Genomic DNA, 25,759 nt, shown 5'->3' with positions numbered 1-25,759 from the left:
TCGGCGGCATGGAACTGATAAAGCGCGGAGAGGAATAGGATAGGCAGTTCACCGCGGAGTTATTCCTCTCGAAAGGTGGCCGCTACGAGGTGTAGTCCGCGTCCGGCAACAGGTACGAAGTCGACGTCATCGACGAATCGTGTACCTGTCCCGACTGGCAGCAGCGCTCGCCCGAAGGCGGCTGCAAGCACCTACGTCGCGTCGATCACGAGATCAAACGGGGCCGCATTCCCCGACCAGACGGCCGGCTCCCAACGAACCCATGGTAGATCACCATTCTCTTCGTCGGAATCGCTTTACTGTTACGGGGTAGTGTGGCGGCACACTAGGCTTTTCACGGTCGGCCACATACCGGGAAGTATGAGCAGCGACAGAATTGACGCCGAAAGCAAGGTGTCTGGAAACCAGGCAAACATCCCTGCCCGAATTCGGCGTGAACTCAATATCGACGATGGTGATCAACTCCGTTGGCATCTCGAAGACGACGGGAGCATCCGGGTCCAAGTGATCCAACAGCAAACGGGCACGTTCTCCGACTTCGACGGCTACGCTGGTGAGGAGCCGACCGATGTCACGAGCGATCACGACGCCTGGGGCGTCGACATCGAGTAAATGCCTCGTGCGCTCATTGATACGACAGTCCTCTTTGCCGCCGCATACCGGCGGGATGGATCCCACGATGCCGCGCTTCCCGTGCTCCAGGGCATCGACAATGGAACGCTCCCGGAGGCAGTCGTCCTCGACTACGTACTCGCGGAAACGCTCAACGGCCTCACGACCCACGCCGGCCACGACGCGGCTGTCGATCTCCTCGACCGCATCGAAGAAAACGCCCGCTTCCACATCGACTCACTCACCACCGACGCCCTCGCGACAGGGAAGGCCCTCTTCCGCCAACACGAACCCCTCTCGTTCGTCGATGCCTGCATTGTCGCGTACATGCAAACCGAGGGGCTCGGCTACCTGTATGCGTTTGACGACGATTTTGACGCTGTCGAAGACGTCTATCGGCTCGATACAGCAACGAATCCCTACGATCCGAACTGACGCTGGCAGACGGCATGGCTGGTGACGATGTTCGGTCTCAGGATAGTCACACCTCGTAGTCAGCCGCCAGCTCCTGGAACTCGTCCCACGCCGGGAGCCGGGCATCGTCGACCTCGCCGTGCGTCTCGAGGTAGCGAAGCAAGGCGTCGATCTCGTCTTCGGGGCCATACTTCGCCGCCTGTTCTCGGAGGTCCGCCTCGTCGACGTCGACGTGGCTGAGCAGAAGGAGACAGTACGAGCGGTGGCGGCTGGTGTCGTCGATTACCAGCATGTGACAGCAGAGCGCCGCCGGCGAGACGGCGTCGAGCTCCTCGGAGTAGACGTAGTAGCGGTGGTCAGTGAGGAGGAACGAACTTCCCACTCATCCACGCCGTGCTACAGAGCCCGCGGATCGTCCCGACCCCGCGGCTCATCGTCGACTACGCCCGGAACGGACATCTGAGTCACAAAGTAGCTCGAACGCTGCTCACGACGATCAGCCCGCACCGCAACTGGGAGAACAGTCCCTACGTGACGCAATTGCTCCAGCGCCTCGACGCGTGACCGGCCTCCGAGTGGCCGTCAGCCACGCGCTACAACGCCGGTCACCCATGGACCGCGCGAGACTGCGTCTCGCTGGCCTCGTCCGCTTCGCTCACGAGAACGCCGCTGCGGGCCTCGTCCCAGGGTGCTTGCTGGATCGGGGGGCGGCCTCGCCCTTTCTGAGTCCACCAGGACCAAAATCTGAGTCGCCAAATGTCGTGGCCGGCTGGACAGGAGTAGACGTACCAGCCCAACCCGTTCGCCGCTGCCACCTTCCGGTGAGCAAAGTTCACCGACGTCCCGCCCACTGCGTTCGCTGGACCTCTGTGTCGTTCGCCACCGACCGTATCGGGCGTGTATCAACGCTCGTAGAACGTCCGCCCACCGCTACAGCAGCACTGCGAACACCGGGTAGGAGGCGGCGACGGCTAGCGAGGGTGTCAACACCCACATCGCGACGATACGCTTAGCTGCCGCTGGGTCGAAGAGGCTCCGCTCGTCGAGGTCGGCCGGTCCCTCCGCACCGATGTCCGGAACGCTCGAGATCTCCTCCGGTTCCTCCACTGGATCTTCGTGTCGAGCGATGTCCCCGATGGTCGGACTCGCGGGCGCCTCCTCGACGCGTGACGTAACCAGCGCCCCGGTCGCGACGTCCATCTCCGGCTTTTCGGGCGTCGGCGTCGCTAACTCCGCGAGGGTCGCAGCCCGACTCGCTCGCCCCCAACCGAGCCCGATGATCGCCGACGTTGTGCTGACCGCGAGACTCGCAGGGATTCCCAAGTAGGAGAGGATCGTGATGACCGTCCCACCGACGACGGAGACGATCAACGACGCGAGGATGGGGAGTTCCGTGATGTCGTCCCCAACCGTCTCCAGAGTCCGACGAGCGATGGTGAAACTCCCCAGGCCGAAGGCCGCCACCGCGAGCAGGACCCCCTGATCGACAGTCAGGGCGCCGCCCTCCCCGACGAGGGGCGCCACGGCGTTCGCCGCGTTCGACGCACCCGCCGAGAACGCCATATAACAGCCGATGACGACCACTGAGAGTGACCCGGCGACGTCCTGTGCCGAGGCGTTCGGGTTGATCGATGGGCGTGGAATCGCTCCTGAGCGGTCGAGCTGGACGAAGTGGAGATCGAACTTCGTGAACGCGACGTAGCGGTCGAGATACGGGTAGACGTAGCGCCCCACCACGAGCCCGATGGCGAGGCTCACCAGTGGGGCGACGATCCATGCCGAGACGATGACGAACATCAGCGCCTGGTTGAGCGTATCCGACGCGAGACCCAACCCGACGATGGCGCCGACAGCCGTCATCGACGTGGAGGCTGGAACGCCGTAGAGGTTCGATATCAACAGCGACGCGCCCGTGAAAAACAGAACCCCGACGCTTGCAATGGGCGTGAACTGAGCTGCCGGCACGATACTGCTGCTCATCGTCGCGATGACGTTCCGTCCGACGGTCCATGCCCCGAGGAACCCGAAGCCGACGAAGAGGACCCCGGCGGTCGCCTTCCGAACGAGGCGTGAGCCGACCGCCGGCCCGAACGCCACGCCTGTCGACGAGCCGCCGATGTTGAACCCAACGAATACGGCCACAGCGATGCCCGCGACGGTTAACAGTGACACCATCCGGTTGTACGTGGGCCAACAGTTCCGGTCTCTAAAATAATCCCCGACATCGGTGGAGAGTGTTTCCTACCCAGCTGTCACGACAGCCAGCCACCGGTATAGGTATCTATGCTTCTCTGTCCTGGCCCCGACAGCAGCGCGTATCGAGTGGTACGGCTACCTCTCTGTTCCGGGCCGCCAGTCCTTCGAATGCCATGTGGTCGCACGGGCCGGGGAATTGGTACGCAAGGGCGTCGAGAGACGGTCGCGGTTGTTGTGTCCGTCACTCCCGCCCCGCTCGCCGCTGCCGCTTTCCGCGTCGCCCGCGACTGACCAGTCCGGGCGTGCGGGCGCTCTCCGTACCGCCCGCGTACGACCATTGATTCACGGCACAGGAACCGCCTGCAGTCGGCTCTCGTAATTATGACCGGGGTTCGTCTGGATGAGCGCCGTCACCCGGACACCGACCGGTGGGCCGGCCCGCTCGATACCCGGCGTCGGTTGTCAGTCCCCGACCTGGGTCGCTCGCTCGACGACTTCGGCGCCGTACATCTCCTCAAGTTCCTCGTGCTGGTCCGGACGGTGCTCGTAGACGTCCTGGAACAGGTCGATGGGGGTCTGGGCGGCCTGGTAGGTCGCCTCGTCCCACATCCGGTCCTTGCTGAGATCGACCTCGACGCCATCGATTGCGAGCGTGGCGGCCTGCGACATCGCGATGGCACCCTTCCCGGCCTCCTTGGCGGCCTCGAACTCTTCCATCGACTCCACCATGTCGTCCATACTCGGCACGTAGGAGGTACGGTCGAGCAGTTCGTCGACGAGTTCCGACTCGGTGAGTTCGTGTTCGTCACCGTCGATAGCGAGGACGTAGCCGTCGGCCGTCTCCTCGAGAGAGACGTCGTTGCCGTCGTACACCTCGCGACCGTCCTCTGTGGCGAGTTCGACGTCTTCGCCACCGACCTCTAGCAGCCACGTTCCTGTCTTCGGGGGGAGTGGAGCCTTGTTCGCCACCTCGACTTGCTTGGGTGTGAGCGACCATATGCCGGTCATTCCCTTGGCGCGGTTGGCCTCCATCCGATCGCGGTAGCCTTCAACGTCGCGGATGTTGTCGTACGGTCCGTCGACAGCGATCAGGCCCGCGGCGCTGGCGCCCTTCGAGGTGTTGTGCCGGAGTTCCGGCCACTCGGGCAGTTCGCCCGTCGGCGTCATCGCGCGCATGTCCTTCGTGTAGTCAACCTCGCCGTCCACGAGCATGAACATCCGCTCGAGGTTGTTCGACGGCTTGCCCATCTCGTCACGGATGCGGTTGAGGGCAATCTCCGCCTCGCCGGACTCGACGATGACCGACATCGAGAGGCTTCCCTCCTTGAGGCCGTGCTCGTTTTCGACGATGGTGAAGAACTCGTCGGCCTTCTTCCAGTCGTCGATGTCGCCGACCTCGGGGATGACGAAGCCGTCGATGTGGTCGACAGCTCCGTTCTCCGGGTTGGCGATTTCCATCATGTACTGGAACCCGTCGTGCCGCTTCGAGGGGTCCTCTCGGTGCCAGACGACGCGGGGGTGAATCTCGCCTGGGAAGTCCGCGCCGTGCTCGGAGACGACGTCGATGATGTTCTCGACGCCCTCGTCGCGCATATTTGGCGCTGTGGCGTCCTCGTTGTCCGGTATCCACACGTCCGGAGCCTGCATCCCGCGTAGCTGAGCAGCGCTGCGGATCATCTTCGCTGAGTCGTCCTCGCCCTCGACGGCAGTCGGCGAGGTGAAGAACGTTCGGACGAACTCGCGGTCGTAGTGTCGTTGAACGGTCATGGCGGTCGTGAGGCCCTTTCGCCTGCCCATCCCAAAATATTAATCATTCGGAAAGGCCCTGACAAAAGGGCTCGCTAACGAGTCCGGAGGATATCGAATCGTTGCCGGGGACGCTGCCACGCTTCCGGACGGCCTGGGTCGTCGTCACTCCGCCAGCGGTTCGATAAGTTCGACCGTGTGGCCGTCGGGGTCTTTCACGAAGGCGGTCCGCGCGCCGGCGGCGGGCTGGTCAGCCGGTTCGCTCACGACGCCGTGGTGGTCGATTTCCTCGAAAGCAGCGTCGACGTCGTCGACCTTCACCGCGAAGTGATCGTAGGCAGTGCCCGCCTCGAACTCGTCTTCGCCGTCGGTATCGGACAGCTGAAGTTCGACGCCGTCGTCGTCGGCGACGTAGAGGTTGTGGGTGCCGTCGTCGGTGTTGAATTCCCACGATCGCTCGAAGCCGAGGTTGGCCTCGTACCAGTCGGCGGCGCGTTCTGCGTCGGCCACGTTCAGACAGACGTGTAGGAACGTCATAGTCGGCGTCGTGTCGCCCTGGCCTCAAATCCTTACCGGCTACCGTACGGGGGCGTCTGCTCTACGCTCGGACAGGACTCTGTCAGGTACGATTGATAGAACACCGAGAACAGTCCCCACGTGAGACATTATTTGACAAAGGGTTTTTGGGTTAATGTTCCCACCAGAGAACTATGGCCGCTGGAGACAGACAAGAGACGGCCGACTGGGACACGTCGGCAAGCTCGCTCGGTCACGACAGGCCGGACGTGCCCGCGTACGAGGCACTGGCGTCAGACCTCCGCGACCGAGTGGAGGGGGACGTCCAGTTCGACGAGTACGCACAGGTATTGTACTCGACAGACGGGAGCATCTACCAGGCAAAACCCGCCGGGGTGGTCTGTCCGACCGACGTCGACGACGTGCAGGCGGCCCACGAGGTGGCCGCCGACCACGGCGTGCCCATCCTCCCCCGCGGCACCGGGTCGTCGCTGGCTGGACAGACGGTCGGGCCGGGCTGTATCGTGCTCGACTTCACCGTCAACATGGACGAAATCTTGTCAGTCAATCCTGACGCTCAGGAGGCAACGATCCAGCCCGGCGTCGTGCAAGACGACCTCGACGACCTACTGGCGACCTATGGGCTGAAGTTCGCGCCCGACCCCGCCTCCTCCGGCCGGGCGACAGTCGTCGGCGGTATCGGCAACAACTCGACCGGTGCCCACTCGGTTCGCTACGGCATCACGGACGCCTACACGGAGGAACTGGAGGTGGTGCTGGCCGACGGGACGTTGCTGCACACACGCGAGGTCGTCCTCGACTCCGAGGAGTACGACGACATCATCTCGAAGGATGACACGGAAGCGGCGCTCTACGAGACAGTCCGGTCGCTGGTCGACGAACACCAGGAGGAGATCGACGACAAGTACCCCGACCTGAAGCGGTCCGTCTCCGGCTACAACCTCCACAAGGTCATTTACGAGAACGACGACGGCGAGGAGGTTATCAACCTCTCGAAACTGTTCGTCGGCTCCGAGGGAACGCTCGGGACGATCGTCGAAGCGACCGTCTCGCTCGTCACCAAGCCCGAGGAGACTGCACTGGCGCTGTACTGCTTCGACGACCTAGTCGACGCGATGCAAGCCGTGCCGGTCGCGCTCGACTACCCAGTCTCGGCGGTGGAGCTGATGGACGACGAAGTGTTCCGGCTCGCCCGCGAGTCCACGGAGTACGCCCAGTACGAGGAGCCGATCCCCGAGGGAGCCGCCGCAGCGCTGATGCTGGAGTGGGATTCGGAACTCGTCGACGATTTCGAGGCGGCAATCGCCGACACGAACGAGGAGTTCGTGGAATCGGGCGACGCCTTCGACGTGCTAGAGGCGTTCACCGAGGAGGCACAGGACGATCTCTGGAAGCTCCGCAAGGCAGCGATTCCGCTGCTGATGAGCCTCGAGGGTGACCCGAAGCCGTATCCGTTCATCGAAGACGCCACCGTCCCGCCCGAGGAGCTCGCCGAGTACGTCAACGAGTTCGAGGAAGTGCTCGAGGACCACGGCACCTCCGCGGCCTACTTCGCCCACGCGGGGTCGGGGACGCTTCACATCCGGCCCATCCTGAACCTGAAAGAAGACGAAGGCATCGAGAAGATGCACTCCATCACCGACGACGTGACGGACCTCGTGTTGGCGCACTACGGTGCGTTCTCGGGGGAACACGGCGACGGTCTCGCCCGCACGGAGTTCAACCCGAAGATGTACGGCGAGGGGCTGTGGAGCGCCTTCCAGGAGCTCAAGAGCACGTTCGACCCCGAGTGGCGGATGAACCCCGGAAAGGTCGTCTACACCGACTCGGAGACGGCCAGCGAGCGGGGCTACCCGGAGTCGGCAGCCGAGACGGACATGCGAGAGAACCTCCGGTACGGCGCGGAGTACCAGTCGCTCGAACCGCAGACTGCGCTGGACTTCGACGATGAGGGGGGCTTCTCGCATCTCGTCGAGCTGTGTAACGGCTGTGGGACCTGCCGGGAGACCGGCTCGGACGTGATGTGTCCGACATACCGGGCCTCAGACGAGGAGATACAGGCCACGCGCGGCCGGGCGAACATGCTACGGGCGGCCATCTCCGGTGAACTCCCGGAAGACGAGATTCACTCAGACCGGTTCCAGGAGGAGGTGCTCGACCTCTGCGTCGGCTGTAAAGGCTGCAAGAGCGACTGCCCGACCGGCGTGGACCTCGCGAAGCTGAAAGCCGAGGTGAAACACCAGCACCACAAGGAGGAGGGCGGTTCGCTCCGGAGCAAACTGTTCGCCAACATCGACACCGCCTCGCGGATAGGGAGCGCGCTGGCACCGTTGTCGAACGCCGCTTCGAAGGTGCCTGGCGCGCGAACCGTGATGGAGAAGACCCTCGGTATCGCCGCTGACCGTGAACTGCCGACGTTCCGGTCGACGTCGTTCGAGGAGTGGTTCGACCGCCGCAACGGCGCCCGGGTCCCCGAGGCGGAGGCCGACGACAAGGTCGTGCTGTTCCCCGACACGTACACGAACTACAGCTACCCTGAGGCGGGCCAAGCTGCCGTCGAGGTGCTCGAGGCAGCGAACATCCACGTGACGGTGCCGGGCGACCTTGCACCCAGTGGCCGAGCGGCGTTCTCGATGGGCTATCTGGACCGCGCCCGTGACCGCGCTGCCGAGAACGTCGAACGGCTCCGCCCGCTTGTGGACGACGGCTACTCAGTCGTCTTCGTCGAGCCGTCCGACGCTGTCATGTTCCAGGACGAGTACCGGGACCTACTCGACGGCGCCGACGCCGAGGCGGTCTCGGCGGCCGCCTACGGCGTGCTCGAGTATCTCGACAGTGCGCGGTTGGACGAGGCAATCGGGTTCGCCGCCCCCGGTGAGTCACTCGCATACCACGGCCACTGTAACCAGAAGGCGACGAACAAGGACCACCACGCGGTCGGGGTGCTCCGCCGCGCCGGTTACGAGGTCGACCCGCTGGACACCACCTGCTGTGGGATGGCCGGCTCGTTCGGCTACGAGGCCGAACACTACGGGCTGTCGAAGGCCATCGGCTCCATCCTCTTCGACAAAGTCGACGACAGTCCGGCCGAAACAGTGACCGCGCCGGGCGCCTCCTGTCGGTCACAGTTAGGCGACCGCGAAGGAGCGGACGAACGTCCGCCCCACCCCGTCGAAAAGTTAGCCGAAGCGCTCGCCTGACCGTCCGCGTACCACTACCTATTCTGGAGGATTGGCTCGGTTGCCATCACATCTTCCGGGCTCGGGCGCACAACACCGAACTGGGAGCTTCTAGAGTACCGGGCTACTCTTCACTACCGAGTGACGCCGCACGAGAAGGACCCGGTCATCTGGCCGTCGCTTGAGCCGCGGCACTTGCCTGTATGAACTCCTGTCAGACGAGTATCACATCCCAATATTTAATAAACTTTGATTAATGTTGCTTTATGTCATGTCAGACGATAGCACCCAAACTCGTTCGACCAGGCGTCGTCAATTCATCACATCTGTCGGTGCGGCCGGGATTCTCGGTCTCGCCGGCTGTAGTGGTGATGGTGGAGACGGCGGCAGCGACGGTGGCGACGGCGGTGACGGCGGTAGCGACGGTGGTGACACTGAAGGCACCGACACTGGGGGGACCTCTGGCGGCAGTGGTACGATCACACTCGGCGCGCTCAATCCTTTCAGCGGTGGGCTTGGATGGATCGGTGGCAACGCCCGACGCGGCTACAAAACGGCGCTCCACCAAATCAACGATAACAGCGACGGGGTCCTCGATGGGATGACAATCGAGATAAACGAACAGGACTCCCAGACCAATCCGCAGGAGGCCCTGAGCGGGTTCGAGACGCTCGCGGCTAACGACGACATCCCCGGGATCGTCGGTCCATCCAGCTCGACGGTGCCGAACCTCGTCAAGCCGGTCCAGGACGCACAGATACCGTTGATTACGATCATGGCCGGAACGATTCAGCTCGACGACGTCGGCGGCGAGTGGTTCTGGCGGAACGTTCCGAGCGACGCGATCGGTGGTCGCGCGGCGGCGCGGTACAGCTACGAAGAGCTCGGCCACGAAACGATGGCACTGGCGTTCAAAGACGACCGCGGGTCCCAGAGCTTCTCGCTCGCAGTCGGCGAGTTCTTCGAGAACCTCGGTGGCGAGGTCGTCAACGAAACCCCACTGGCCCTCGAAACCGACTCCTACCGGAGCGAGATTCAGACGCTGATCGACGCGGATCCGGACATCGTCCAAATGACGGCCGGAACCGAGATTAGCTCACTGTTCATCAACAACTACACCGAACTCGGTGCGGGAGAGAATTTCAACCTCACCCTGTCGAACGACGTCCTCACCGCAGACTTCATCGAGACGGTCGGCGCGGACGTTATCGAGGGGATGGTCGGTCAAGCACCCGCACCCGGGCCGTCCTACGAGCAATTCGCAGAGACCCATCAGGAAGTTACCGACAGCGCCCCCGGAACGTTCGGCGCGAACGCGTACGACGCGGTCAACCAGTTCGCGCTCGCCTGGGAGGCACATGGCGCAGTCGAGCGTCGGGCGATTCCGGAGCAGCTCAAGAACATCTCGAACCCGCCGGGAACGAAGGTCTCGACGTTCCCAGAGGGGAAAGAAGAGCTGGCAAACGGCAACGATATCAATTACCAGGGCGCGGGGAACCCGCAGGACTTCGACGACAACGGGAACGTCCTCGGTCCGTTCCAGGCGCTGCAAGCCGTGGACGGTGAATGGACGCCACAGATCACCTACTCCGCCGACGAGCTGGCCGAGTAAGCTCGGCCGTCCGCAGGGGCGATACCGTGCCACGTTCCGTGGCGCAGTTTCAGGGTGAACTCCCGCGCAGGCGAGTGGATATCCTCATCGCCCCTGCACCGGCCGACAGTCGCCGAGCCAGCCAGAACCACCGGACTCAACGACACCATATAATTAATAAACTCAATAATATGGAACGTATACCACAGTATCTGAATCCAGAGACAGCTGAGCGGGTATCGGGTATAATCACCGAACCCTTGGTGAGAAGTTGGAAATCACGGAGTAAAGCGTCGAGTAAGGCCACTAAAAGACGCGGACGACCGGAGGTCGCATAGCATGGCTGTGTCGTTCTCCCTCGTCATGGTCACGCTGATAATTATCGGAATCTACGCGATTCTGGCGATCGGGATGAACATGCACTGGGGGGATACGGGCCTGTTGAACTTCGCACACGCCGGCTTCTTTGCAGTGGGGGCGTACACCTCAGCGATTCTGACGACACCGGTCGGTGACGCAGGACTGCTCGCCAGTCGCACCGTCGGTTTCAACTTCCCGATAATCGTCGGGATGGTCGCTGCCCCGATCACAGCCGGGCTGTTCGGGCTCCTGCTGGGCGTCACGAGCATCCGGCTCGAAGGGGACTACCTCGCAATCGTCACGCTCGCCGGAGCGGAGACGGCACGGCTGTTAATCTCGAACGAGGCGTGGCTCACCAGTGGGGAACAGACGCTGAAAAACATCCCACGGCCACTCGACGGGAGTCTGCCTGCAGTCCTCCCCTACGATGTGTTCTACTTCGGGCTCGTCGTCCTCGTGTTGCTCGGAAGTTACGCGCTGTTCAGACACTTCGCGAACTCACCGTTCGGTCGCGTCCTCCACGCAATCCGTGAAGACGAGGACGTCCCGAAGGCACTCGGCAAGGACACGGGGCGGTTCAAACTCAAATCCTTCGCGCTCGGGGCCGCCATCGCCGGACTGGGCGGCTCCCTGTGGGCGCACTACGTCTACGCGATACAGCCGACCATGTTCCTGCCCAACCTCACGTTCTCGATCTGGGCGATGGTCATCATCGGCGGTGCCGGGAGCTACTTCGGTGCAATCGCCGGGGCCGTCATCGTCACCGGAATCCGACAGATTACCCGGTTCCTGCCGGGTGATATCCCGCTCGGGAACGAACTGCCCTACCTCCGGCTGATCGTCATCGGCGTGCTCCTCATCGGTGTGCTGTACTACCGCCCGTACGGGATGTTCGGCGACAAGGAGCGGTCGCTCGCTGGCATGAGCGGGGGAGGTGAGTGACGATGATTATCGATCCACAGTTCATCTGGAACGGGATAGTGGTCGGCAGTCTAATCGCGCTCGCCGCACTGGGGCTGACGCTCCTGTTCGGCCTGCTGAACTTCATCAACATCGCCTACGGCGATTACATGGCGTTCGGTGCGTACTTCGCATTCGCTGCGAACGTCGGGTTGGACCTCCCGATTGTCGTATCGGTACTGATCGGTGCGCTCTGTGGCGGCGTCCTCGCGGTCGGCGTCCACAAATTCGTCTTCAGCAACTTCATGGACCGCGACCCGATCGTGTTGCTCGTCGTCTCCATCGGGATGGCGTTCATCCTCAGAAACGTGATACGCATCTTCTGGTCGACTGACCCGAAGTACTACGCCGTTCCAGTCGAGGAAGGACCGTCGCTCTTCGGCATCACATTCCTGCCGGAACAGGTAGCCATCATCGCGATGAGCCTCGTTGTTCTCGGCCTCCTGTTCCTGCTGCTTCACAGAACCCGTATCGGCATCGCGATGCGTGCGGCGTCCGACGATACCGACCTCGCCCGGCTGCGCGGAATCGACACTAAACGCCTGGTGATCTACATCTCGCTGGTCGGCGGGATAATCGGCGCGTTCGCGGGCATCATGCTCGGGCTCGATTCGAACCTACGGCCGAATATGGGGTTCATCGCACTCATCCCGATTTTCGCCGCGGTAATTCTCGGGGGAATCGGTGACCCGACCGGGGCCGTTATCGGCGGCTACGTCATCGGAATCGGGCAGGAAGTGAGTGTGGCCTTCATTCCGTCGGAGTACAAACCTGTCGTCGGCCTCGTATTGTTGATCATCGGATTGCTCACCCGACCGGACGGTCTATTCGGAGAGGCCACACGATGAGCGGCAGTGGACCCATCCTCGAGACGGAGGACATAACGAAGAGTTTCGGCGGGCTCGTCGCCGTCGACAACGTCTCCGTCTCGATCAATCGAGGGGAGATAACCGGCCTCATCGGCCCGAACGGTGCCGGAAAGAGTACGCTGTTCAATCTGATGAGCGGCTTCCTTGACCCCGACGGGGGGACAGTGATGCTCAAGGGTGAGGACGTGACCGAACTCCGACCCGACGAACGCGCCGGGCACGGGCTGATCCGGACCTTCCAGATAACCCGGGAGCTCTCCGGGATGACTGTCATGAACAACATGCTCCTCGCAGCCCAAGCCAACCCCGGGGAGCGTATCATCCCGCTGTTAACCCAACTCGGTACGGTCAGGGAGACCGAGAACGAACATCGCGAGCGAGCCGAGGAGCTGCTCAAGTACCTCGAACTCTGGGAGTTGCGCGACGAATACGCGGGCAATCTCTCGGGTGGCCAGCGGAAGCTCCTCGAACTCGGCCGGTCGTTGATGTCCGACCCCGACGTGTTGCTCCTAGACGAACCGATGGCTGGTGTCAACCCAGATCTCACCGATCATCTCCTCGAACGGATCATGGAGCTTCGGGACGAAGAGAACAGAACGTTTCTGATCGTCGAACACGACATTGACACGATCATGTCCATCTCCGATAGCGTTATCGGGATGCACAACGGGGAAGTCCTCGTGCAAGGGGAGCCGGAGGTCGTCCAGCAGGACGAACAACTGCTCGAAGCCTACCTCGGGGGTGAAGTATGACGCTGCTTGAAGTGTCCGGCCTCGAGAGCGGCTACGGTGACCTGATGATCGTCCACAACGTCGACCTCGAAGTCGCAAGCGACGAGATGGTCTCGATTATCGGACCCAACGGTGCCGGGAAGTCGACGTTCCTGAAAAGCATCGTCGGACTGCTCAACATCAAGTCCGGGACTATCAAGCTCGACGGGAAAGATATCACTGGCCTTCCTCCGGAGGAAGTCATCTACGAGGGCATCTGTCACGTACCACAGACGGACAACATATTCCCCAACCTGACCGTCCTCGAGAACCTCAAGATGGGTGCGTGGGCGCTTGGGGATAGCGATCTCGACGCCGACTTCGAGGAACGCGTCCAGCAGGTCTACGACCGATTCCCCGTCCTCGAGGAGCGGCCGGACCAGACGGCCGGCACACTCTCGGGCGGCCAACAGCAGATGGTCGCCATGGGGGCGGCTCTGATGCTCGATCCGGACCTGCTGATACTCGACGAGCCCTCGGCGGGCCTCGCGCCACAGCTCGTCGACGACGTCTTCGAGAAAATCGTCGATATCAACGACTCGGGGACAGCGATCCTCATGGTCGAACAAAACGCTCGACGGGCACTCCGGGAATCCGACCGTGGTATCGTCCTCGATCAAGGAGAAAATCGGTTCGAGGGGACCGCCGAATCGCTGCTCGATAGTGAGGAAGTCGCCGAGTTGTACCTCGGCACGCAGTAGCAGTCTCACGAGAATTTAACCGAATTTGGCGGTTCTAATTGTATATTCAGAACGAGGTCTAGTTGCTAGAGAAATCTCGTAATTACCCAACCAGACGTTTCCTGAAAATATAGCCTCGTCAGTCGTGACTATCGTCTGTCTCGTTGGGAACACTCAGCTATCAATCACGTGCCATACAGACGGGAAATCCGAACAATGACCCTCGACTACGGTTCGAGGACGACACTGAACCGGGCCTTGTTTTCAATTATGCGGTCGTACGACACGGTGAAGTCGCCGAGCGACTGGCCGTACACAGCAATCGTGTTCACTTGGGTATCGGTTCTACCGAACAAGAAACGCCTCAAGCACGGTTCTGCAGTCGCCAGCGTGACGTTGCTAAACGTATTTGAGAAAGAAGGTTGTCGTTTGATCTCACGAAAGACACGTTCGACACCGGTCTCCATGGCGGCAGATGTGAAATGGAGTCCGAATCGCGAGAATGCGCCATGGAGGTGAGCGGCAACCTCGATGAGAAACACGGTATCGTCGCTGTCACATTCGGTGTTCACCCGAACCGGTTCGTCGATACAATCACGGTTCCGACCAGTATAGTTACGGAGCGTTCGGTACCGGCGGATTACCCTCGAACGATGGACCAACTCGAATCACATCCAGTCCCCGACAGTGTCGACCCCCGAGGTTGGACACTCCGTGTTACTGGAGCCGTATCTCAGCCGCTCCAGCTCACGCGGGACGAGTTAGTTGAGCTTCCAGAAGGCGAATTCACGGACGACTTCACGTGTGTCAAAGGCTGGCGGGCCGAGGACCTCTCGTGGCGTGGAGTTCGTATGGCGGCAGTTCTGACACGCGCGTCTCCGAATCCGGATGCTGCGTACGTGCTCGTCCAGGCGATGGACGGGGACTACGCGAGTTCGTTTCCGATAGCCCGTGCACGTGACGCACTACTCGCGTTCGAACTCGGTGGGCAACCCCTTTCGGTCGAACACGGCGGTCCAGTCCGGCTAATTCCAACCGATGACGACGCCGATTGCTGGGAGAGCATCAAGTGGACAGCGAAGATCGAACTCACGGAGCAAAGACCAGAGGACAGCGATACCGCGAAGGAGATCGCTCTCGGTCGTGCGGAAGAACGACCCCAATAGCGTGTCACGCGGACCGTTAGGTGGGTAGTCGCTTCATAGCATCTCGCCACTCACATATGGACGGCATCCTCGACGCGAGGCCCCATCAGTTATCTGTGCAACCGGGGAGGCGTAGCTAACCAGCGACCGGTTCCGGACGCGCCGAGGGCTTGCTTCGCCGACCGGGAATCGAGCGAATGGATGATCGAAGCGAAGATGTTCCGGACAACTCCCAAACGGGACTCCTAAGAAAACCCGCAATATGGCACCTGCTGGATCACTCGTCTGGACGGTTCTGATGGCGTTACTCATGGTTGGAGTGGCTGCCAGTCTCAGCCGCGTCGAAAACTGGCGCTCGTACACACCATCGGTTGGTGGTGGCCAGACATCGACCGTCCAGAGGCACGCCGAGAAGCCGAGCGGAATCGTTCGTTGGCTGACGACAGTCGACCACAAGGATATCGGTATCCTCTACGGAGTGTTCGCGGTCGTTTCGTTCGCGTGGGGCGGCGTCGCCGTCGTGCTCATGCGACTGGAACTGCTGTATCCGGCCCAGGATTTCCTCAGCACGAATCTCTACAACGGCTTGCTGACGACCCACGGAATCAGTATGCTGTTCCTGTTCGGGACACCCATATTGGCGGCGTTTTCGAACTATTTCATCCCGCTACTTATCGGAGCGGACGACATGGCGTTTCCGAGGATTAACGCAATCGCCTTCTGGCTGTTGCCGGCCGCAGCCATCCTCATCTGGGGCGGTATTCTCGGAGCACCGTTCATCGAGGGCCTCGAACCCGCCCAGACGGCGTGGACTATCTATGCGCCTCTCTCGGTGGAACAGCCGAACCCCGCGGTCGATTTGATGCTCCTGGGCCTCCATCTCTCGGGCGTCGCGGCGACGATGGGCGCGATAAATTTCATCGCGACGATTTTCACCGAACGTAGTGAGGAGGTGACGTGGGCGAATCTGGATATTTTCTCCTGGACTGTTCTCGTGCAGTCGGCCCAGATACTATTCGCGTTCCCGCTTCTCGGTAGTGCTCTCGTGATGTTGCTGTTGGACAGGAATCTCGGAACGACGTTCTTCGCCGTCGAAGGGGGCGGTCCGCTACTCTGGCAACATCTGTTCTGGTTCTTCGGTCATCCGGAAGTCTATATCCTCGTACTGCCACCAATGGGATTGGTGAGCTACATTTTACCAAAGTTCTGCGGGCGGAAGTTGTTCGGGTTCAAGTTCGTCGTCTACTCGACGCTCGCACTAGGGGTCCTTTCGTTCGGCGTGTGGGCCCACCACATGTTCGCGACTGGGATGGATCCACGGCTTCGGGCGTCTTTCATGGCCGTGTCGATCGCGATAGCAATCCCCAGTGCCGTCAAGACGTTCAATTGGATCACGACGATGTGGAACGGCAGTCTCCGGACGACAGTTCCCTTTCTGTTTTGCGTCGGGTTCGTCGGTAACTTCATCATCGGTGGTGTGACTGGTGTTTTCGAGGCCGCGATTCCGGTCGACCTCATCCTCCACGACACCTACCACGTCGTGGCACACTTCCACTACGTAATCATGGGGGGCATCGCCTTCGCTGTGTTCGCGGGTATCTACTACTGGTTCCCACTGTATACTGGAAGGTGGTATCAGCGGTCGTTGGCCCGGTGGCATTTCTGGTTGACGCTGATCGGGACCAACGTCACGTTCTTCCCGATGGTTCTTTTGGGCTACGCCGGGATGCCGCGGCGGTACGCGACCTACAACGTTACTGCCGGCCCGATAGAGCTGTTCTCGCTCTTGCATCAGGCCGCGACAGTTGGCGTCGTGATATTAACCGTCGGTCAACTCATATTTGTCTGGAATATCGCCGTCTCTTGGCTCGAGGGACCTCGGGTTACCGACGCTGATCCGTGGTCCCTCAAAGAACGAGAGCAGTTCACACGGGAGTACGCGTGGTTCGAACGGGAGAAACTCCCAGCGCTTGCGGATGGGGGCAACGAAACAACGTCGTCGAATAATCGAGAGTGACCGTTCGGAGACGCACTCTGTGTCAGAAGGAGTGAACAAGCTCCTGTAGTGACGATGCCAATCTTGGTGACGGTTTCGATACGTCGAACGATTTGAAGGACGTTCACGTCGGTCGCTCACCGATGACGGTCCAGACTGTACTCTGGATAGCTTTCCCGAGAAAGTAACCTCCGAGAGTCCATAGGGCGCTATCTATCACTCCCTGAATCGCCATTCCGACGACGCCACACAGGGTACCGAGTACGATTCCGAGTCGACCTATCGGAAACGACGAACCACGCATAGTACCGTCGACAATATACGGACAGGAGAGTGTTCGTCCGAACCGATTCGTCTCACACGACTCACCATCATTCCCCACTCTGAATTACTTGCAGATGGCTCTGTTGAGATCCTATTGTCTCGGTTCTGTTGAAATCCTATTAGTTCGATACTTCTGTCGCTGAAACAACCGTCCGGTAGGTCTGCATATCCTGCACTTCGTCGGTCAGGAAAGAAATAGAACTAAATCTTCAGTTCACCGGCACTGACTGTCCCGTCGTTTCGGTCGTACTCGATAAGATTACAATTTGCGAGATACGGAAGGTGCGTGTGTGTCAGTGCTGCTTGTAGTGTCTTGCGTTGGTGGTCATTCGTCGTTTCGAAATCAACCAGTAGCGCGTCAACCACTTGCTCAACTGAGATCGTCTGCCCTTTGCGTAGATACACGTATTCGAGGATTGCGAGCTGTAACCGCTGATGTTCGTAAAGTACCGTATCCACGTTTTGGCGCTGAAAATCAGTGAGTGAGACCGTCGATGGTTGCATAGCCACAGCAGATGGCGTAATTGTATCGGTTCGGTGAACGAGGCTTGGAAAAAGCGACTGTATGTACTGCTGTTCAAGCTGGGTGACTGCGATTGTTAACCCGATAATGGCTCCGAACGATCCGATAGTGACGGTAAGATACCAACTATCGATTATTTCTCCACCTTGCATGATTTGGTGCTGAATTAGCCATAGTCCGAATCCTGTTGCAAACAGGACCCCGACGATGACGGCGACTGTAATCCGCCACCGCGCAAACGTAGGAAGATTTGCCCTCCCAAAGCGGAATCCTGTATAAATAAGCACGAGAGGCGAAATCACTCCAAGGAGTAGTTTGAGCCCCAGTAAGAAGGGAGGCTCTACGTCTGCGCTCACGAACAGAAGTATGCTAATCAGCGACATCAGGCCGATGCCGATTATCGTCCATTCGGCGCCTTTCTCATGTAACGACTGTTTGGCGATAAGCGGATCGGGAAATACCATACGCCATAATGTTATGCAACTAACCTAAATCTTGACCCCCGGACATTCTGGGCGTCATGACACGTTATTCGAGACCATTCAGTTCTGCGTATAAATCGAACCTTACTACCTGATTGTGTATACTCTATGACCTACTGATAGGTTGAAACAAGATGAAATCGGCGATTTTACTGCTCAAATGGGGGATAGAGACCATATTACGATATGCACTGCGGATAGTTCTATGAGCGATGACAAGTATGACATCCAGATTTGCCCACCGACAGACGAACTCCCACGTAGCCTCCGTGAGGCAGAAATCTCTGTATACTCCCACTGGTCTCAAGGAGCGATCGCAAAGATGATTGGAACTGTTCCGACCCCCCTGAAGCGGCTGCAGCGGGACATGCAAGCCGACCCGAAAATGGGAGATGATCTCTTCTTTTTCCCAGAGCACGACGATGTGAAAGGATTTCAAGGAGACGGAGATATCTGGTTCGTCGGGTTGAAACGCTCTGGAAGGTCGTTCCCTGACACTGGCGATATCCTGCTATACCAGACACTGTCGGACCTCGGGTTGACAAATGCACATTTGACTCATATCTCGAAAGAACAGGGCCCTGTGCCAGCGCAGGGACTTGCTCATTCTGAGATTCAACGTATCCGGCCGTACTTTCATCAGGAATTGGACCTTTGCAATCCCGACCTCATTGTCGCTCTTGATCGGCACGTGTATCACGCCCTCAAGTACATGCCTGTGACAGATGGCCTCGATCTTCAATTTCTGACCCAGTCTGGTTGGCTTGACGGTCGAGGTCCAGACCAATTCCGTGGTGAGATACAGTCGATTCTTAGAGACTATGATGCTCTGTAGTGGCTGTATATCCGGTGATCAACTCACCCGTGTCCAGTGTCTGTGGTGGTCGAAGGATGACACACCGGTCGAGCAAGTACGTTTGTCCTTATAGGCCGATAGCATGGTTGGTTTGACGGAACTTCTAACGAGAGTCCGCGAGAAGTCACTTACCAGTCTGATTCGACTAGCGCCACAGTACACGTGGACAAAAATAACGAGACGAGTTATTAGTACATACTACTGGAGCCTGCTTCATCCGACACGAAGTGCTCGGACAGCACGCCGCCACGCTGCAATCCAACACTTACGCGACGCTGAGACGCTTTTGTTTCTCTGTCATGGGAATATTTGTCGCAGTCCATTCGCAGAAGGATACGCTCGCAAGCTCCTCTCGATTCATGGGATCACTGAGATGAGTGTCACTTCAGCAGGTTTCGTTGAAATGAATAATCCTCGTTCACCAGAGATTGCCCGGAACACTGCAGAAAACTATGATATCGATCTCACCGACCATCGGTCAGTCAAAGCCACAGCTGAAGCCATCGAAACTGCCGACCTCATTTTAGTAATGGACTATCGGAACTATCACTATTGCACTACACAGTACCCGGAATCAACAGAACAGCTCTTTTTGCTGCGTACTTTCGCATCCGGACCGAGGATGCAGATACGTGACCCACACGGACATACACAGACAGTATTCGACGCCGTGTATTCAGATATTGCTACGTGTATCAAAACCCTCGTTAACGATTACGAAGCAGTACCTGTGGCCGGGATAGCCAACAGTGTGTAACATCTCACTATAGTTGGTGGTCATTGTTTCCAACCAGTCTCCGAAGCTCCAAATGTGAGCACAAACTGAGAAGTTGCATCCGTGTGAAATGTGTGGAACGTAGAGACTGCTCTATTGACCGCAGCCGGGTCAGGACCTATCACATCTCGAGGATTTCAACAGCGCCTTGCAGATCGGAATGCCGGCTGGTTGGCACAGCCAGAATGTCGCTTCACGACTTGTCTAACGAATTCCAACCGCAGAAAGAAGTGGCAGTGTGCAAATCCTGATATCCTCCCTTGCTGAACAGTAGGTGCCCACCCTCGGGGTAGTCCCACACTCTGGCATGTATATAGCATTCACCGGTTTATTCGATTTGGTTACTTTGTCCTGAAACCGCAAGAGGTCGTGGAGTTAGGACCAAATTATCCGTTCTTCATACCGTATCCCCACCGCCGTAGGACGGCCGTAGGTGTCGACCCCTCTGCACCAGCGACGAGCAGCGCTTCGACGACGTCGGTCTTGTAAACGTCCTCGTCGAATTCGGCCTCCATCTCATCGACAGTGTCCTCGATGAGTGCCTCTGTCGTATCTTGCAGGAACATCGGTTGTTGTGTACGGGATTCCTTGACACTGTCTCGACGGTATTTGTACGGAAGTTCTGAAACGGTTTCGACTGACCCATCGCGGCCTGTATCAGACCTTACAGCCGAAGACCGACTCATCTCGTTATTGGGGCGGGAGTCAGCATCCGTATCGGTGCCAGATGACGACTCCCCAATCTCGTCCGCTGGCTCTTCGTCGTCCTCGGCCGGGTCATCGGCAAACGGGTCGTCACCGGTACCGGATTTCATGCTGTTGCCTCCACGGTCCCATGCAGCTCTCTACTCAGAGACCGGAGCTTCTCCAGCGTCTCGAGTTCGTAGTCCCGCTCTCGATTCCGGTGTTCCTCGATGTATTTGAATGCCGAGCACTGCTGGCGCCAGCATCCTTCGAATAGCGACCCACGTTCGTTGAGCACCACCGGGACGTCGTACCCTTTGTTTCGAATCTCCTCGAGCATATCTCGCTGGTCGTTCGTTCCCGAGAAGTTGTTCGGGACGATAGCGAGCACACCGACGTTGATGCCAAGGTTCTCCTCCAAGCCGGGGACGAGATCTTCGAGCCCGTGAACGCTCTTGAACCCCTTGCCGCTGGGCTCGAACGGGACGACCAGCGAGCGCGTAGCGTGAATCGCGTTGTAGAGTTTGACGTCGGCCGTTGCGGGCGGATCGATGATGAGCGTGTCGTAGCGGTCCTGGACGTCGTTCTCCCGGAGGACACGCAGCAACTGGACGTTCCGATTCCAGTTCTCACCGAAGTCGTTGGCCTCCTCCTCACGCCGCTGCAGATGCTTGCCCAGCATCGAGAGGCTGTTGTGAGCAGGGATCACGTCGACGCCCTCGCTCGTTTCGATGAGGTCGTCGAACTCTCCACGGGGGCGCTCGACGAGATGGCGGACGAGAGAATCAGCCGAACTGTCGTCTCTGTCGTCGTCGACGTCAAGCAAGTATGAGAGGGAGGCCTCCTGAGGGTCGAGGTCGATTACCAGCACGTCGCGCCCGTCGCGGGCGTCAGCCACCGCCAGACTCGCTGCGAGTGTGGATTTCCCGACGCCGCCGGCTTCGGAATACGTCGTAAAGGCCAGCATAACCGTATCATTAGACCGGCGGACTATAAAACTCAGTCAGACGGTATAGCTACATACTATAGCTATTCAGTATAGCTAGATATTATAGCTTGTAAAATGAGCTGGCTTTACCAGCGATATACTTTAGTCAGCTTGTATGGCGAGTAGGTCTGGCTGTTAGACTTCACTGGGCGTAATATCCAAGTCATCCAGCCAACTCTAAAAGCTCGAACTGTCAGTCCAGTTTGTTAGCTCGAGGAGCTTGATGGGATGGCCAGATAGCAAAGTCGACTACTGTTGTTAACGGAGCCACGGCCCGGTTCCCTCACGAGACAGGCATCGGATTGATGGCACCGCCACGGCCCCGAGCGAGGCTAGACCGATAAGTAAGTGCGACAGAATGACTGTGACAATGGGGTATCGAGACCGGGTGCTCGAAGCAAGGGCGAACTTGCGAGACATCGAAGTCGACGAACTCGAAGGGGACGGCATCGAAGAGAGCCACCGAGAGGCGGTTCAGGCGGTCGAGCAGTTGTTGGAGCAGTTATCTGAAAGCACGGAGAGAGACAAACACGACGATCGAGGACAGTCGAAACCAGAGAGTTGGGAGAAGCAAGAGGCATGGGAAGAAGCGCTGGATTCGGCCTACGAGAAGGCGGAAATCGGTCGCTCGAAAGGGACTATAACGACGAAAACTATCGACGACCGTGAGTACTACTATCTCCAGTGGCGTGACGGAGACTCGGTCAAGAGTCAATATGTCGGCCCCGTAAACCCAGCCTGAGCGAGCTGACGGTCACTCAGAACAGTGTACACGAGGGAAATTACGAACAAATTACCACAGAGGTCTACTCATCCCGGTTGGTGTCGTGGTTTTCGAACGCATCTCCGGTCACGTCTGCGAGTTCGCTAGCCTCGATATGAGAATACATCTGTGAGGTGGTACCTGGATCTTCGTGTCTGAGCGCCCGTTGCGCGGCCTCGAAGCCGACGTTCCGATAGAGGAACTCACCGACGCCCCGCCTGGCCCCGTGTGGAGTCAGGTACTCTTTGTTCCCCTCCACCGTGATGGCGCCGTCCTCACAGAGCCGTTTGAGGACGTTTCGGACGCCATTGACGGATATCGAGGGAGGGCGAGCGTCCATCGAACGCATTGTGTCGAGTATGTCCTCGTCCACCGTGACATCATCCGGAAGTTGGGCGTACAGCGACGGAGCGTGGAGCGTCGGAAACACCGGCCAGAAGTCTGGTGGGTCGAGTATACGCTCCCACTGTTCAATGGCAGGATGGGCTTGCTCGGGAAGCGGGACGTGTTCACGTTGCTGATCCTTACCGAGAACCTGGATTCTGTTGTCTTCGAGGTCTACATCGCCCCACGTGATGCCGGTGCGACGCTGGTCGCGGCTGTCACGGACCAGCTCACCGACGCGGGCCCCCGTGTACGCGAGAACGTACACTAACCCTCGGTCGCGAGCCTCCGTTCGCGCCTCGAGGCCCTTCTCGTCAATCGCCTCGCGGGCCCGTTCGTCGGCGAAAGCGCACAGCTCTCGCCGTTCGGTCGGCGACCAGAATTGCTGAGTATCGGTCTCACCGAGGCTGCGGTCCGGTAGCTTGTCGGTCACCCGCTCTACGATAGCGGGGTTTTCGCTGATCCACTCCCACTTCTGGCAGTGGGTGAGGAACGCACGGACTAGCGAATAGTACTGCTGGGCCGTGCGACCGGTAATCCCCGCCTCTCCGTGTGGGTCTGCGGCACGAGCCTGTGCCCGTCTGGCGAGGTAGTCGGCATAGCTCTCCATGTGGCGCGGGTAGACGTCATCGACGTACTCGACGCGATCACAGTGCTGGTCGGCCCACTTTCGTACGATGCGGCCGGCCATGTCGGCGTAATTCCCGGAGCCGTCGAGTTTCTCCTTGTCGGCGACGAAGTGGTCGATGGCCGCCGAGAGGGGCTGGCGTCCGTCAGTCGACGGCGGCTGGTCGTGCTGTACCATTCGTGCCTACCGTACGGCGTGGGGGTTGGTAAAACCAGTGCACATTACTTGATTAATGCACAGTAATTGTCCAGCACCTATAATCGCAACACGGCAGCCGTTTACCGGGTGTATAAATCTCATATCGCTATATCAAATCGGCCGAACGAAAGTTGAGACTACAGCGGGGTTGGCAGGGAATTGAGACGTATTTTCGACTGAATCAACGAGCGAGAAACTGTTTCAAATCACCCTACGACGAGAATTACAGTCAGAACACTAATTATCTCGTCAGTATCGGAAACCCCCTCTGGACTTGCCACTCAGATGGCTCACTGACCAGACTGAGAGCTCATTAGCCGATTCAGCTCTGTTGAACGCTTCAATTGCGGCTGGCATTACTCTACAATGTGCAAAAGGTGTATGCGACAGTGCTTTTTCGATGGACTAAATCCCACCCCTGAAACCGTGGCCGATACAGTGAGGTTGTCAGCTAGCTGTGGACTACCGCAGACACTTACTCGCCGGCACACTCAGGATTCTGTATGGGAACCGGTCACATTACGCTCTATATCGCAACGAGTGTCGATGGATATCTCGCTGTTGACATCCTCTTCCGCCTAAAGGCGGAGGAATCCCGACCGCAGTTGGGATATTAAGGTTTGTAGTCCACCACCTCTGCCTGAGGTTGGAATCCTCGGGAGAGGTCATACAGGTAGACTCCGGGCTGTGCCAACCAGCCGGTACTCCTATCCCCAACAGGGGACTCGGAGTTACTTTCGCAGTTGATGTTGAGGCGGATGTTCTCCGCTCCATTCACGTCAGCGTTGAACGCATCGTCGTGCGCTTCACACACGTACAGGCCGCGTTCAACACGCTGACTCTCGTCTTCCCTACCGCACACGCAACACGTTTTGCTCGTGTCGCGTTCGGACACTTCCTCGACTTCGATTCCCTCAACTTTCGCCTTGTAGGTGAGAATCGAGGTGAAGCGGTCGAACGCCCATCCATGCAGGTCGAGGTTGCCGTGCCGACCCCAGCTCTTCGACTCACCATCTTCGTTCTCACGGACGCCTTCCAAGTCTCCTACGTTGATGCGACCAACTCCCTTCTCGACACACCGTTGGACGATGTGTTTCGCTAAGGCGTGGAAGAAGTGGGTGCGCCGTTCCGACCACTTCTTGTGCAGTCGAGTGGCCCTGTCGCCACCGCTATCGTCGCACTTGGCGATTTCTTTGGGGAAGTAGTAGCCATCCTGTTTCAGGCGGTTGCCGGGGTACAAGTCGGCATCCTCGGAGCTGTATGCAACGGCGGCGAAATTCGAGATGCCGAGGTAGATCCCCGCTGTCTCGTTGCCGGGCGCGGTGGGTGTCTCGATTTCGTCTTTGCAGACGAGATGCAGTTCCCATCGATCCTTCGCTTTGTCGTAGACTGCGCGGACTTGTTGCAGGTTTTCAACCGTGACGCCGGGACGCGTCTCGTATTCGACAAGGATGTATTCCCACGCTTTCGGGTGTTCCTTGTGGTTCGCACCCTTTGACAGGCGCACACGGTTGTTCTTGGTATCGTGACGGATACCGTTCTGCTTCCACGTCACCGTGCTGCGTGGGTGTTCTTCGTGGACGCGACGGCCTTCTTGGTCTTAGTAGTTGCGTTTGCGGTAGCCGGGCGGATTGTCCCGTTCGTCATCACTGGAGTACCATGAGTTGAAGGCTTCAGCGAGTTCCTCCAGAACGCGCTGACTGGACTGACTGTGCAGTCCCTTGTACTTTGGATGTGTTTTCAACTCATCTTTCAACTCCTCGTGATCAGGAATCTTTCCGGTTTCTTCCCAGACTTCTCGGGAGTGGTAGTTGGCGACGTTCCAGAGTTTACTGGCTGACCATCCGTGTCGGTCGAGCGAGTCCTCTACCTATCCGTGGTTGAGGATTTCTGCTCGATGGGTGCGGTGGACTTCCAGCATTCTGAACGTCTGTATAATCGCTTATACTCGCGTATATTGTAAGGGATAGGGTTGAAGGTGTGGAATATCCAGTAGTGCTATCGACGATGGGTGTGGAGTGGGTTGTCGGATTCATCCCGCGCATAAAGGCGCGGGTATTCTCCTCGCTCTTTATAATCGACTGAGACCTCACTCGCCG

Annotated in this window: 20 protein-coding genes and 4 pseudogenes; 15 read left to right on the top strand and 9 right to left on the bottom strand. The window is 59.0% G+C overall.

What is annotated here, in order from left to right; translation table 11 throughout:
- Window positions 1-65: 65 nt before the first annotated feature.
- From ACV7GQ_RS19180 to ACV7GQ_RS19170, 3 genes and pseudogenes are all read left to right on the top strand, one after another.
- Window positions 66-269: pseudogene (locus ACV7GQ_RS19180) on the top strand (hypothetical protein); the annotation flags it as partial.
- 91 nt (window positions 270-360) lie between these two features.
- Window positions 361-612, top strand: a complete 252-nt coding sequence (locus ACV7GQ_RS19175; RefSeq protein WP_470313553.1) for an AbrB/MazE/SpoVT family DNA-binding domain-containing protein — start codon at window positions 361-363, stop codon at window positions 610-612.
- Entirely contained in the window at window positions 613-1,047 is a 435-nt protein-coding gene (locus tag ACV7GQ_RS19170) for a PIN domain-containing protein (protein ID WP_470313552.1), read from the top strand. It begins immediately after the preceding gene.
- 46 nt (window positions 1,048-1,093) lie between these two features.
- Here ACV7GQ_RS19170 and ACV7GQ_RS19165 read toward each other — a convergent pair.
- Window positions 1,094-1,396 (bottom strand): annotated as a pseudogene (locus tag ACV7GQ_RS19165) (transcriptional regulator TrmB); the annotation flags it as partial.
- Here ACV7GQ_RS19165 and ACV7GQ_RS19160 point away from each other — a divergent pair.
- Window positions 1,390-1,590, top strand: a pseudogene (locus ACV7GQ_RS19160) (hypothetical protein); the annotation flags it as partial. The pseudogenes ACV7GQ_RS19165 and ACV7GQ_RS19160 sit on opposite strands and share 7 nt — an antisense overlap.
- A gap of 366 nt (window positions 1,591-1,956) precedes the next feature.
- Here ACV7GQ_RS19160 and ACV7GQ_RS19155 read toward each other — a convergent pair.
- The 3 genes from ACV7GQ_RS19155 to ACV7GQ_RS19145 all read right to left on the bottom strand — a co-directional run bounded on the left by ACV7GQ_RS19155 (window position 1,957) and on the right by ACV7GQ_RS19145 (window position 5,505).
- The gene (locus ACV7GQ_RS19155) at window positions 1,957-3,201 is read right to left on the bottom strand and encodes an inorganic phosphate transporter (RefSeq protein WP_470313551.1); all 1,245 of its coding nucleotides are present in this window, start codon (window positions 3,199-3,201) and stop codon (window positions 1,957-1,959) included.
- 483 nt (window positions 3,202-3,684) lie between these two features.
- Window positions 3,685-4,989, bottom strand: a complete 1,305-nt coding sequence (aceB, locus tag ACV7GQ_RS19150; protein ID WP_470313550.1) for a malate synthase AceB — start codon at window positions 4,987-4,989, stop codon at window positions 3,685-3,687.
- Between the two features lie 144 nt (window positions 4,990-5,133).
- Window positions 5,134-5,505 (bottom strand): VOC family protein, encoded by a 372-nt coding sequence (locus ACV7GQ_RS19145; protein ID WP_470313549.1) that lies wholly within the window; start codon window positions 5,503-5,505, stop codon window positions 5,134-5,136.
- 173 nt (window positions 5,506-5,678) lie between these two features.
- Here ACV7GQ_RS19145 and ACV7GQ_RS19140 point away from each other — a divergent pair, with 173 nt between their 5' ends.
- The 8 genes from ACV7GQ_RS19140 (at window position 5,679) to ACV7GQ_RS19105 (ending at window position 17,076) form a co-directional block, all read left to right on the top strand.
- Entirely contained in the window at window positions 5,679-8,705 is a 3,027-nt protein-coding gene (locus ACV7GQ_RS19140) for an FAD-binding and (Fe-S)-binding domain-containing protein (RefSeq protein ID WP_470313548.1), read from the top strand.
- A gap of 250 nt (window positions 8,706-8,955) precedes the next feature.
- Window positions 8,956-10,296 (top strand): ABC transporter substrate-binding protein, encoded by a 1,341-nt coding sequence (locus tag ACV7GQ_RS19135; RefSeq protein ID WP_470313547.1) that lies wholly within the window; start codon window positions 8,956-8,958, stop codon window positions 10,294-10,296.
- 318 nt (window positions 10,297-10,614) lie between these two features.
- The gene (locus tag ACV7GQ_RS19130) at window positions 10,615-11,577 is read left to right on the top strand and encodes a branched-chain amino acid ABC transporter permease (protein WP_470313546.1); all 963 of its coding nucleotides are present in this window, start codon (window positions 10,615-10,617) and stop codon (window positions 11,575-11,577) included.
- Window positions 11,578-11,579: 2 nt separating this feature from the next.
- Window positions 11,580-12,443 (top strand): branched-chain amino acid ABC transporter permease, encoded by an 864-nt coding sequence (locus ACV7GQ_RS19125; protein WP_470313545.1) that lies wholly within the window; start codon window positions 11,580-11,582, stop codon window positions 12,441-12,443.
- A complete protein-coding gene (locus tag ACV7GQ_RS19120; protein ID WP_470313544.1) occupies window positions 12,440-13,216 on the top strand; it encodes an ABC transporter ATP-binding protein in 777 nt (258 codons plus the stop codon). Before ACV7GQ_RS19125 ends, ACV7GQ_RS19120 begins: the two co-directional genes overlap by 4 nt.
- A complete protein-coding gene (locus ACV7GQ_RS19115; protein ID WP_470313543.1) occupies window positions 13,213-13,935 on the top strand; it encodes an ABC transporter ATP-binding protein in 723 nt (240 codons plus the stop codon). The genes ACV7GQ_RS19120 and ACV7GQ_RS19115 overlap by 4 nt, the downstream gene beginning before the upstream one ends.
- 488 nt (window positions 13,936-14,423) lie before the next feature.
- Window positions 14,424-15,080: a molybdopterin-dependent oxidoreductase gene (locus tag ACV7GQ_RS19110; protein WP_470313542.1), complete on the top strand. Its 657-nt coding sequence runs from the start codon at window positions 14,424-14,426 to the stop codon at window positions 15,078-15,080.
- Window positions 15,081-15,357: 277 nt separating this feature from the next.
- Complete coding sequence (locus ACV7GQ_RS19105) at window positions 15,358-17,076, top strand: cbb3-type cytochrome c oxidase subunit I (protein WP_470313541.1); 1,719 nt, start codon at window positions 15,358-15,360, stop codon at window positions 17,074-17,076.
- A 504-nt stretch (window positions 17,077-17,580) separates the two neighbouring features.
- Here the strand turns inward: ACV7GQ_RS19105 and ACV7GQ_RS19100 are convergent.
- Window positions 17,581-18,366 (bottom strand): DUF7344 domain-containing protein, encoded by a 786-nt coding sequence (locus ACV7GQ_RS19100; protein ID WP_470313540.1) that lies wholly within the window; start codon window positions 18,364-18,366, stop codon window positions 17,581-17,583.
- Between the two features lie 223 nt (window positions 18,367-18,589).
- Here ACV7GQ_RS19100 and ACV7GQ_RS19095 point away from each other — a divergent pair, with 223 nt between their 5' ends.
- Entirely contained in the window at window positions 18,590-19,219 is a 630-nt protein-coding gene (locus ACV7GQ_RS19095) for a hypothetical protein (RefSeq protein ID WP_470313539.1), read from the top strand.
- A gap of 103 nt (window positions 19,220-19,322) precedes the next feature.
- On the top strand, window positions 19,323-19,997 hold the full coding sequence (locus ACV7GQ_RS19090) for an arsenate reductase/protein-tyrosine-phosphatase family protein (RefSeq protein WP_470313538.1): 675 nt from the start codon (window positions 19,323-19,325) through the stop codon (window positions 19,995-19,997).
- Between the two features lie 404 nt (window positions 19,998-20,401).
- On the opposite strand, the gene ACV7GQ_RS19085 is transcribed toward ACV7GQ_RS19090, so the two are convergent.
- Entirely contained in the window at window positions 20,402-20,830 is a 429-nt protein-coding gene (locus ACV7GQ_RS19085; protein ID WP_470313537.1) for a DUF7970 domain-containing protein, read from the bottom strand.
- The gene (locus ACV7GQ_RS19080) at window positions 20,827-21,666 is read right to left on the bottom strand and encodes a ParA family protein (protein WP_220619246.1); all 840 of its coding nucleotides are present in this window, start codon (window positions 21,664-21,666) and stop codon (window positions 20,827-20,829) included. Before ACV7GQ_RS19080 ends, ACV7GQ_RS19085 begins: the two co-directional genes overlap by 4 nt.
- 391 nt (window positions 21,667-22,057) lie before the next feature.
- On the opposite strand from ACV7GQ_RS19080, the gene ACV7GQ_RS19075 reads away from it, so the two are divergent.
- Entirely contained in the window at window positions 22,058-22,429 is a 372-nt protein-coding gene (locus ACV7GQ_RS19075; RefSeq protein WP_470313536.1) for a DUF6788 family protein, read from the top strand.
- A 64-nt stretch (window positions 22,430-22,493) separates the two neighbouring features.
- Here ACV7GQ_RS19075 and ACV7GQ_RS19070 read toward each other — a convergent pair whose 3' ends face one another.
- Together ACV7GQ_RS19070 and ACV7GQ_RS19065 are read right to left on the bottom strand one after the other, a co-directional pair.
- Window positions 22,494-23,639, bottom strand: a complete 1,146-nt coding sequence (locus ACV7GQ_RS19070) for a tyrosine-type recombinase/integrase (protein WP_470313535.1) — start codon at window positions 23,637-23,639, stop codon at window positions 22,494-22,496.
- Between the two features lie 634 nt (window positions 23,640-24,273).
- Window positions 24,274-25,581 (bottom strand): annotated as a pseudogene (locus tag ACV7GQ_RS19065) (RNA-guided endonuclease InsQ/TnpB family protein).
- Window positions 25,582-25,759 lie beyond the last annotated feature (178 nt).

Source organism: Haloarcula sp. MBLA0163, assembly GCF_055632435.1.
This window is presented reverse-complemented; position numbering and strand designations above follow the sequence as displayed.